Below are 10,492 nucleotides of genomic sequence, written 5' to 3' on the forward strand. Positions count from 1 at the left end.
GCTTGTCATGGACGCGGATTGGTGGCGATGAATTGCTTCACGGCGGCGTAGGCGGGCTTGGGCGTCTGGCCGTCGTCGAGGATCACACCGTAAGGTCCTTCGCCGCCAGGCGGATCGTCGTAGAGCTGGTAGATCTGCAAGGATTCGATGTCGTAGCGCACCGCGATCGCTCTCAGGCCGCCGAGCATGTCGTTGGCAAGGAAGGCGGCCGCTTGCTGATCGGTGCCGAAGTCGGGCCGCACGCCCATTTCATTGATCCATACCGGCTTGCCGAACCGGGCAAGCGCGCCGATGACGTTGTAGCAACCCGTGCCGCCGCACGCGTGCTCGATGTTGCCCTGGTCGGAGTACCAGTGCCATGCCGTGATGTCCCACGTCACGATGGGATGCCCGCCCGAACCGTCCGGCTGTGTGCCGTTCGCGAGCATCGTCACGAAGCCGTACTGCATCCACGCATTGCCGCCCATGACGATCTTGCCCGACGGGTCCATCGACTTGATGCCGGCGATCATGCCTCGGATGACGCCACGCGCAATCTGGAACTTTTGGTTGTCGAAGTCCGTGGGCCGCACGCCGTCCACCCATCCGGCGACCGTTGCCGAGCCGAGTTCGTTGGTCACTTCGTAGTAGGCGTAACGCTGCACACTCACGACGTCGCGCGCGAGCGCATAGGCCGATTGATACGCGGAGTCTTCATCGGCAAAATCGATGCCCATCAAGATCACCGGGTACACCGTCACCCCACCGGCGGCCAGCGCGTTGGCTACATTGGCGAGACGCATGGCGGTTGATTTGCTATACACCTCGTTGCGATACAGTTTGATGCCGAGATCCTGAAGCTGCGCTAATTGTCTAGCGGCGCCAGCGAGATAATAGACATCGCCATAACTGTTGTGACCGTTCATTCCGTAGAATAAATCGCTGGCGACGGGATTTATGGCGGCGGACGCGGCGTGATGACGATAGCGTGAATTATCGACGCTCGATGGCACGTTAGCGCTGTCCGAACCACCGCAAGCGGTTAATAACAGACTTGCTGAAAAGATCGCAGGCAAAACCGGTTTTGTGTTTCTGCAAAAACTAATTAAGCGATGAGCGATTTGCATAATCCAAAACAAGCCGATGACGTGTGCTCGCTTATGTCGCGGAAAATTAAATTCATTCGCGGACGCGAAGACAGGTGAATAGCGCGATGCTGATAACGCGAAGCGCAAGCGGGGCCGCGTCTTTTGCCGATGGAAATGGCGCGGTGCGTCGAGAAATATAGACGGTGACAGACGGGATAATCAAGACTTAATCGCGTCACTTTCACGAGCCGCGCTTATCTTTGCGAGATAATCGAAGAGCGGAGGATGTAATCTTAATGGCGACAGCGATTCAGGCTTCAGAAGGAAGCGTGTTGCGAGATTTATTTGGTCGGAAAAATTAAAGCTGAATAGTCAGCGGGCAATGCGCGGCGCATTTGAAAATTGAAAATTCGCGACGCGCCGCCCACGACGTGTTGGAAAGAAAGATAAACGACGTACGCTTCAGACTTTTCTCGTTTCAATCGACTTCGCGCGTTCTCGAATTACGCATCCGATCCAATACCGCGCGGCACTTCGCCAATTTGCCGAAACACGCTCAACCAGTCTTCCAGATGCCACGTCTTCGACACACGGTCATCGCGTATCTCATGGAACGAGTGAATGGCAAATCGAACCGGCTTCGATGTCGCCGCGATGCCCATCAACGGACCGGACTGCGTACCGCTCACTTCCGCGCGCACGCCGACGCGATTGTCCTGCGTGAGCATGTCTAGAATCTCGATGCGCATGTCAGGCAGCGCAGCCGCCATCTCCGCGAAGATGGGAATCATCTGGTCGGGACCGGCTTTGAAGCCGGCCGGCTCAGGCAGATATTCCCAGTCCGACGTCACGGCTTGGCGCAGCAGGTTCACGTCCTTTTGCGCGAAGGCGGCGTAAAGACGCTCGACGGCCGCGCGGGCTTCTGACTGGGTGATGTGTTCTGCCTCCATGGTGCCTCCTGAGCGTTAGGGATGCGGCGTTGCAACCCACTTTAACCCAATGGTCCGGATCGGGTGATCTGTCGTGTTAAGCTCGCATTTCTTCGTTGGGGAGTAGCCGGCTTTCCCGCCCGGGAAAGCGTCCATGTCAACACGCTCGGTCTTTCGACCGTGGCATGGGCAGCCGTCACAGGTTGGCAAGACCATCGACAGAATGCGCTTCCGGTCGGGCGCGCCTTCTGTCCTTGTGCTTGCCCGACCAGACCAGAGCGCTACTCGATGAACCTCGCTTCCACCGTATTCCTTGCTTTCGCCATGTCCACCGACGCCTTCGCCGCCGCCGTGGGCAAAGGCGCGAGCCTGCATAAACCGCGCATCGGCGAGGCGCTCAAGGCGGGAGTCATCTTCGGCGTAATCGAGGCGCTCACACCGCTCGCCGGCTGGGCGCTCGGCCGCGCCGCCGCGCAATACGTCACCGCGTGGGACCACTGGATCGCTTTCGGCCTGCTTTTCGTGCTCGGCGCGCGCATGATCCGCGAAGGCTTAAGCAAATCGGCTCACGAAGAAGAGAAGCCCAATTCACATTCCTTCTGGGTGCTCGCCGTCACGGGCTTTGCCACCAGCATCGACGCGATGGCGGTCGGCGCGGGCCTCGCGTTCATCGACGTCGATATCTTCTCGACCGCCGCGACCATCGGCTTCGCAACCATGCTCATGGTGACCATCGGCGTGATGGTCGGACGGCTGGTCGGCGCGACTATCGGCAAGCGCGCGGAGATCTTGGGCGGGCTGATTCTCATCGGCGTGGGCAGCGTGATCCTTGCGGAGCATCTGGGTTACTTGAGTTGATGCGAAGTTCTGCGTGTCGCGTTAGAAAGCGCCGCCCAAGCCACGAACTCACCACTTCGCCTCATCCGTTCCCGGCGGCACCGATGGCCTCGCGTAACCCGCCGGCGTGCGCTCGAAGCGCGCGCTCGGCGTGACCGCGCGCAGCATGCCGAAACCCGATTTGCTTTCCTCGGTGTATGCGGCGATGTCCGGCCGCGCCGTCTTCAACCCTCCGTCGATACGTCCAAGCCCGCGCAGCCAGTGTCCCGTCTGTGCGAGCGAAACCTCCACGTGCCAGCTACCGCCTTCCGTTTGTTGCTTCCATAGCGCGGCGGCCGCGCCGAATGCCATCAGAAAGCCGCTCGCCATGTCGAGCATCTGCATGGGCAGCGCTCGCGGTTTGCCATCGCCCTGCGCTTCGCCTTCGGCGGCGTTGAAGCCTATCGCGGTCTGCACGAGCGAATCGAAGCCACGCCGATCCGCCCACGGACCTTCCGTGCCATAAGCCGACAAGGACACGTACACGATGCCCGGCCGCCGCGCCACCAGCGCCTCGGGCCCGAAGCCAAGCTCGGCGATCCCGCCCGGCCGATAGCCTTGCGAGAAGACATGCGCGTCATCGATCAGCCGCCACAGCGTCGCGCGACCGTCCTCCGTGTGCAGGTCGAGATGCGCGGAGCGCTTGCCGCGACTCGTCTCGGCGATAGCGGGAATGTTCGGCAGATGCGGCGAATTCACGAGCATCACGTCCGCGCCGAACGAGGCGAGCGCTCGACCGCCCGTGGGACCGGCAAGGATGCGCGTGACGTCCAGCACGCGGATATCGGTCAGCGGGCGCGCGTCATTGTCGAGCGCGGGCAGCGCGAGAGGCGCGGCGTCGCCGATACGCGTGATTTTCAGCAACGGCTGCGCGGCGATGGCTTTGGCTTGCGGCGTCGCATCCCATTCTTCGAAGCTGCGCAGCATCGTCACGACGAGGCCGCGTTCGGCGCACGCGGTTTCGTAATCGTTCGCGCGCCATTCGAGCAGCGCGCGTTCGGCATCGGCGCGCGTGGCGCTGTGCGGGTCGAGACCCAGCACGCGCAACGCGCCATCCTGATGATGCTCGAAGTTTGCGTGTATGCGCACGTAGCCATCGGCCGTGCGGTAGAGGCCCGAGAACTCGCCCCAGGTCTCGGGTTCGGCGCCATCGACCGTGAACCAGTCGGTGCATTCGACGGCCGCGTGCGTCATGTCGACGCTCACGCGCTGGCGGTCGACGCCGCGCGCATGAGCCAGCTCGGAGGCCGCGAGCGCTGCCGCCGCGATGGTCGATTGCGCCGCTTCGCCCACGGCGAACGATGACGGAAACACCGGGTCGTGTCCGGGTAGATCGACGAGGTGGAGGGCATCGTCGGGAAGGCCGGCGAGTTGCCAGAGATTCGTAAGCGTTGCGAAAGAAGTCATGGCGATGAGTGCGCGCGGGTCAGCGATGACGCATTGTCGCGCCGATTGATTGAGCGCGCACGTTGCGCTTGTCTAAAGCGCGTGGATCAGCGGAAAAAGTGGTCCGCGAGGCGGCGCAGGCGGTCGCGACTTGACGCCGACGGCTCAACGCTTGGCATAGGCCCGCAGGATGCCCAACGCCAACCGCCCGCACACCTTCACTTCCCCGCCATCGCCAACACGCGCTCCAGCTCAGGCAAATCCACCGGCTTGACCAAATGTGCGTCGAACCCGGCCGCCCGCGTGCGCGCCATGTCTTCGTCGGAACCAAGACCCGTCATTGCGGCGACGATCACACGCTTGCCTTCATCGCGCATCTGACGAATGACGTCGAAGCCCGTCATGCCCGGCATCGATAGATCGAGCAGCACGACTTGCGGACGCGTCGTCCCGAACGATGCTAGCGCTTCCGGGCCGTCATACGCCGCGCGCGCCGCGTGACCGAGCATATCGACGAGCAAGGTCATGCTGTCGGCTGAGTCGCGATTGTCGTCGACAACGAGCACGTCGAGCTGACGGCTCGCCACCGCATTCGGCGCGGAAGGCGGCATGATGCCCTGCGTGGGCGGTTGCGCGAGCGGCAGCCACAAACTGAACGCACTGCCCTTGCCAGTGCCGCCGCTCTTCGCCTCGACGTGGCCGCCATGCAATTCGGCGATCGCTCGAACCAGCGTGAGGCCGATGCCAAGCCCGCCTTCATCCGGATGCGCGCCCGGCGCATGCTCCTGCACGAAAAGATCGAACACGGAGGCGAGCGCATCGGCGGAAATGCCGCGACCCTGATCCGTCACGCGCAGAAGCGCCGCGCCGCCGCGTGGACCGATTTCCAGCCGGATGGTCGACTCGGGCGGACTGAATTTCGCCGCGTTGTTGAGCAGGTTATTGAGCGCTTGCACGAGCCGCGTCGGGTCGCCATTGACGAAGAGGCGCTGGCCGCTGTCGTCCACGTCGAGCCGCTGCCCGCGCGCCTCGAAAAGCGGTTGACTCGCTTCGACACTCAGGTGCACGACATCGGCGATATCCACGGTCTCGGTCGCGAGCCGGATCTTGCCGGAACTCACGCGGCCCGCTTCGAGCAGATCGTCCACCAGCTTGGTCAGATGCGCGAGCTGCCGGTCGACGATATGGCGGCTGCGAATGACATCGGCATCGTCGGAAGCCTTTAGCTTGAGAATGCTCACCGCGTTGCGGATGGGCGCGAGCGGATTGCGCAGTTCATGGCCGAGCAACGCGAGAAACTCGTTCATGCGGCGGCTCGACGCCTCGAGTTCTTCCAAACGCCTGCGCGCGGTCATGTCGCGCGTGATGGCGACGAAGCCTTTTTCGCGGCCATCGGCGGCGGGCAGCGCGCTCAGAATGACGTGCGCCCAGAACTCCGAGCCATCCTTGCGCGTGCGCCAGTCCTCGTGTTCCGTGCGGCCGCGTTCCGCCGCGAGACGCAAGTCGTCGCCAGGACGGTCGCGGCCCTGTTCGTCCGACAGATAGAAGAGCGCGAAATGCCGGCCGATCGCTTCTTGCGCGGTGAAGCCGTAGAGCGCGCGCGCGCCGTCGTTCCACGAACGGATGATGCCGTCGTGGTCGAGCATGCAGATGGCGTAGTCGCTCACCGAATGGATGAGGAGCCGCAGGCGTTCGTCCGCTTCCGTCGCGCGGCGGCGATCCGTGATGTCGTGGATGAAGCACGCGAACTGCCGCTGCCCGTCGAACCACACTTCGCTGATGGTCAGCTCGGCGGCGAATTCGCTGCCGTCGCGGCGCAGCGCATGCAGTTCCACGCGCGTGTTCATCATGCGCGCCTCGCCGGTGGCGAGATAGCGCGTGAGACCGGCGCGATGCGCATCGCGATAACGCTCCGGCACGATGAGCTGCGCGAGTTCGCGGTCGAGCGCCTCTTGCGCGCGCCAGCCGAAGAGGCTGGTTGCGGCCTCGTTCCAGTCCACGACCATGCCGGCTTCGTCCATGGCGACGAACGCAATATGCGCGTTGTCGAGCACGGTGCGGCGACGACGCATGGCATCGGCAAGCTTTTTTTCGTATTCGATACGTAACGACAATTCGACCGTCAGGTCCGCATTTACGCTTTGATTCTCTTGCAGGAGTTTGCGGTTCTCCTGCGCGATTTCCTCGCGTGCAAAGGTTTCCGCAATGCACGCGCAAAACGCGTTGAGAATGGAGATATCGCTTTGGCTGAAGTAATCGGGTTCGCTTGAAATGAGTTTCAGCACCGCGACCGACCGGCCTTCGTAAATGACCGGCGCGACCACCATGGAGACAGCGCCGACGGCTTCGCATGCAGCACGATCCACGCGATGATCATTCGCCGTATTGCGGCTGATGAGCGCTTGCTGCCGCGTGATGCACAAGCCCGAAAGACTGCCCGCGGTCGGCAGACGCGTGCCGACGCTTTTCGCGGCGACTCCGCTCGCCGCGCAATAGACGAGCTGATCGCCTTCGATCCACTCGACAACCGCAGACGCCACGCCGGCAACTTCCCTCAAGGTATCCGTGACTCTTTGCAGATAAGCGGGAAGCGGCAGCCGGGAATGGGCGAGACTTGCAAAAATAGCGAACCAGCGCTGAAAGTGCGCCTGACGGTTATGTTCCGCCTTTGATTTCATGTTCGGAGTCGAAGCCTCGAATTGCGAGTGCATAGCTCTTGTTCCAATCGACGGATCGCGAATTGTAATCGCGGAAATATCGAAAAGCGCAGCCGATATTTTATTTTGGTATTGAAACACAAAATCCTGCGCAAACGTTTGCGAGGAGAGGAAATTTTGACTTCGTTTGTAAGGCGAAGCTGAATCGATTAGGAGTCGATACGGCGAAACCCGCCTTTCGGATGCGAGTCATGCATGCCTTTTAAACGCCGGACCGATTGAAAAACAATATTCTTTGTAGCTTCAGCGGTAAAAACAGCGAACTTCGAATACCGATTTACTTGCCTTCGTCAGAAGCCGGTAAATTTTGGCTTCCGGCTTCCGGCTTCCGGCTTCCGGCTTCCGGCTTCCGGCTTCCGGCTTCCGGCTTCCGGCTTCGGGCTCATGCAGTCCGCGCCGCCGGACGAATGCCGGATGGCCGCGCCGCCTTGAACCAGCGTTCTGCCGCCACCCAACGATTCTTGCCCGCGCGCTTGGCTTCGTAGAGCGCGTTGTCGGCGTCGCGCAACACACCGTCGAGTTCGCGGTCGTCGTCGCTGAACTTCGCAATGCCGATACTCACGCCGATCCCAAGCGCCATCCCGTCGTTCGCCATGAATGGCTTCGACAGTTCGCGCACGAGCGTGTCGGCGAGTGCCGGCGGGTCGGCTTCGGGAGGCGTCACGATCACGAATTCGTCGCCGCCCAGGCGCGCGACCAGCGCGCCTTCGCCCGATACCAGGCGCAAGCGTTTTGCGACGAGCGAGAGCAGCGTGTCGCCAATTTCGTGGCCGTGATCGTCGTTGATCGCCTTGAAGCCGTCGAGATCGAGATAGAGCAACGCGCTTTCATCGTTCTGATAACGCTTGCCTGGCACGCGCGAGCGCAACGCCCGGAACAGACCGGCGCGATTGAGCAGGCCGGTGAGCTCGTCGTATCGCGCGCGGCGGTCGTTTTCCTGCTCGGCCTTCATCGTCGTGACGAGCATTCCGTTCAGGCGGTACGCGGCGGCGCTCATCGCGAAGAGATAAAACGGAATCTGCAGGCACGTGACCCAGAGCGTCGGCTCGCCCGACAGGAGTGCGCCCACGCAGCACGGCCCGAGCGACAGGAAGATCATCACGGCGACCAGACGCGGCGCGCCGAAGTTGCGAAAACAGATGCCGCCGACCATCGCGGCCGCCGACAAAAACGAGAGCGTGGCCGCGACCCAGTCGCCGGAGAGCACGCTCACGAGGGCGCCGTAGCCGACCGTCGCGCCCCACATGGGCGCGAGCAGCACGTAGAGATCGGTGAACGTGGCGCGCCGTTCGCGCGCGCGGCGGCGTGCAAGGACGAGCACGACGAGCCGCACGAAACACACGGCGATTTCGAGCGCGAGCCACACATGAAACGCGATGGTCGGATGACGGCGCGTGAGCACCCAGGCGACGAGAATCGTGTTGAGCACGCCGCCCGCGAAAATGGGCAGCGTGCCGAACAGACTGCCGACCAGGGCGACGCGAATCGCGCGGGGGATGTCCGGCCCCGCGTGCAGTAACCACTTGGCTGCCCGCAAGCGGGGCAGCGTGTACACCTCAGTCAGTTGGTCCATGTCGGTGCGATGCGCGGATCGGCAAAGGCCGGAGTGGCGAAAAGCCATCCATCACAACGGTTAACGGCGGGGGCGCGGGGAGCTTTAGGGCGCCGATGATGGCCGTTCGACGCGAAGCGTTCCGCCTCCACCGATCGAAGCCGTAAAGGTTTACCCCTGCAACTCCTTCATTGACACGCCCCGCTTGTCTCAACTACGCTGAATGTACATTGGATGCACTGAACGTTTTCAGCGCAAACCGAGGCCCTCACCAGGAGACATCGATGGAGACGCGTGCGCGCTGGACTCTCGTAAGTCTGTTGTTCGTAGGTGGAGCGATCAGTTATCTCGACCGGGCGGCGTTATCGATCACCGCGCCGCTCATTTCCCGCGAGCTCAACCTCGATCCCGCGCAACTCGGCATCGTGTTCTCCAGCTTTTTTGTGGGCTACGCGATCTTCTGTTTCGTCGGCGGCTATTCGGCGGATCGATGGGGACCGAAAGCCGTGCTCGCCGTCTCCATGCTCGTCTGGTCGCTCTTTTGCGGATTGACGGCAACGGCGGTCGGCATCGTCAGTCTGTTGCTCGTGCGCATTGTCTTTGGCATGGGTGAAGGGCCGCTCTGCGCCAACATCAACAAGCTCGTGTCGAACTGGTTTCCGCGCAGGCAGCAGGCGAGCATGATCGGTATCGCGAATTCCGGACAGTCGGTCGGCGCGGCGATCGCGGGGCCCGTGGTCGGCTTTCTCGCGCTGGCGACGAGCTGGCGCACGTCGTTCGTGATCATCGGCGCGGTCGGCACGCTCTGGGTGCTCGCGTGGTTGCTGCTGGCGAAGGACAAGCCGTCGACGCCCATCGAGGAATCCGCCGAAGCCCTCGCGCAAGACGACGCGGCCCTCGCCGCCGATGGCTCCCCCGCGCCGCTGTCCACTTACCTGCTGCGCCCAGCGATCCTTTCGACAGCGTTCGCCTTCTTCGGCTACGCCTACATCCTGTACTTCTTCCTGTCGTGGTTCCCGAGCTATCTGACGATGGCGCATCACCTCAGCATTCAGAAGATGGCCGTGGTGAGCGTGATTCCGTGGGCGGTCGGCGCGACGGGCCTCGTGGTCGGCGGCCTGGTCTGCGACTGGATCTACAAGAAGACCGGCCGCGCCATCTTCGCGCGCAAGATCGTGCTGATCACGAGCCTGGGCGCGGGCGCGGTGTGCATCGGCGTGACAGGCACGGTGACGGACCTGACGAGCGCGGTCACGTTGATGGCCATCGCCGTCTTCTTCATGTACGCGTCGTACAACACCTACTTCGCGATCGTGCTCGATACCGTGGAAAAGCGGCGCGTCGGCGCGGTCGGCGGTTTCGTGCACTTCATCGCCAATCTGGCGGGGATCGTCGCGCCGGCCTTGACGGGTTTTCTCGTGCAATGGTCCGGCAACTTCAAGAGCGCGTTCTTGCTGACCGGCGCGATCGCCGCGCTCGGCGCGATCTTCGTCGCGGTGTTCGTAAGACCGCCCAAGCCTCAATTGCAGCTTCAACCCGAACTCGCGTAACGGCGAAAAATCATGCGACATTATGCGACTATCGACGAACTGCGCATCGCCGCCAGGAAGCGCGTGCCGCGCATGTTCTACGACTATGTCGATGCCGGTTCGTGGACCGAATCGACGTATCGCGCGAACAGTGACGACTTCGCGCAACTGCAGTTCCGGCAGCGTGTCGCCGTGGATTTCAGCGAGCGCAATCTCACGACGACGATGGCTGGTATCCCCGTTTCGATGCCGGTCGCCATTGCACCGACCGGCATCGCCGGCATGCAACGCGCGGATGGCGAGATTCTCGCGGCGGGGGGGGGGGGGGGGGGGGGGGGGGGGGGGGGGGGGGGGGGGGGGGGGGGGGGGGGGTGGGGGGGGGGGGGGGGGGGGGGGGGGGGGGGGGGGGGGGGGGGGGGGGGGGGGGGGGGGCGGG

The 10,492-nt window shown here is 62.9% G+C and carries 7 protein-coding genes, 1 pseudogene and 1 riboswitch; of the genes and pseudogenes, 3 read left to right on the plus strand and 5 right to left on the minus strand.

Annotation, left to right across the window (positions count from 1 at the left end; translation table 11 throughout):
* Window positions 1-5 precede the first annotated feature (5 nt).
* Both NCR98_RS29245 and NCR98_RS29250 read right to left on the minus strand, forming a co-directional pair.
* The gene (locus tag NCR98_RS29245) at window positions 6-905 is read right to left on the minus strand and encodes a glycoside hydrolase family protein (RefSeq protein WP_250494453.1); all 900 of its coding nucleotides are present in this window, start codon (window positions 903-905) and stop codon (window positions 6-8) included.
* Window positions 906-1,570: 665 nt separating this feature from the next.
* Window positions 1,571-2,017, minus strand: a complete 447-nt coding sequence (locus NCR98_RS29250; protein ID WP_250528102.1) for an ester cyclase — start codon at window positions 2,015-2,017, stop codon at window positions 1,571-1,573.
* A gap of 85 nt (window positions 2,018-2,102) precedes the next feature.
* A riboswitch (yybP-ykoY riboswitch) is annotated at window positions 2,103-2,270 on the plus strand.
* Window positions 2,271-2,284: 14 nt separating this feature from the next.
* On the opposite strand from NCR98_RS29250, the gene mntP reads away from it, so the two are divergent.
* Window positions 2,285-2,854, plus strand: coding sequence for a manganese efflux pump MntP (gene mntP, locus NCR98_RS29255; protein WP_250528103.1), 570 nt, complete (start codon window positions 2,285-2,287; stop codon window positions 2,852-2,854).
* A 48-nt stretch (window positions 2,855-2,902) separates the two neighbouring features.
* Here the strand turns inward: mntP and NCR98_RS29260 are convergent, their stop codons facing one another.
* From NCR98_RS29260 to NCR98_RS29270, 3 genes are all read right to left on the minus strand, one after another.
* Entirely contained in the window at window positions 2,903-4,279 is a 1,377-nt protein-coding gene (locus NCR98_RS29260) for a CoA transferase (protein WP_250528104.1), read from the minus strand.
* A gap of 197 nt (window positions 4,280-4,476) precedes the next feature.
* Window positions 4,477-6,936, minus strand: a complete 2,460-nt coding sequence (locus NCR98_RS29265) for a hybrid sensor histidine kinase/response regulator (RefSeq protein WP_250469183.1) — start codon at window positions 6,934-6,936, stop codon at window positions 4,477-4,479.
* Window positions 6,937-7,357: 421 nt separating this feature from the next.
* Complete coding sequence (locus NCR98_RS29270) at window positions 7,358-8,548, minus strand: GGDEF domain-containing protein (protein WP_250469184.1); 1,191 nt, start codon at window positions 8,546-8,548, stop codon at window positions 7,358-7,360.
* A gap of 263 nt (window positions 8,549-8,811) precedes the next feature.
* Here NCR98_RS29270 and NCR98_RS29275 point away from each other — a divergent pair, with 263 nt between their 5' ends.
* Both NCR98_RS29275 and NCR98_RS29280 read left to right on the plus strand, forming a co-directional pair.
* A complete protein-coding gene (locus NCR98_RS29275; RefSeq protein WP_250469185.1) occupies window positions 8,812-10,077 on the plus strand; it encodes an MFS transporter in 1,266 nt (421 codons plus the stop codon).
* 12 nt (window positions 10,078-10,089) lie between these two features.
* Window positions 10,090-10,371: pseudogene (locus NCR98_RS29280) on the plus strand (alpha-hydroxy acid oxidase); the annotation flags it as partial.
* Window positions 10,372-10,492: the final 121 nt, after the last annotated feature.

This window comes from Caballeronia sp. GAWG2-1 (genome assembly GCF_023631405.1).
GTDB lineage: Bacteria > Pseudomonadota > Gammaproteobacteria > Burkholderiales > Burkholderiaceae > Caballeronia.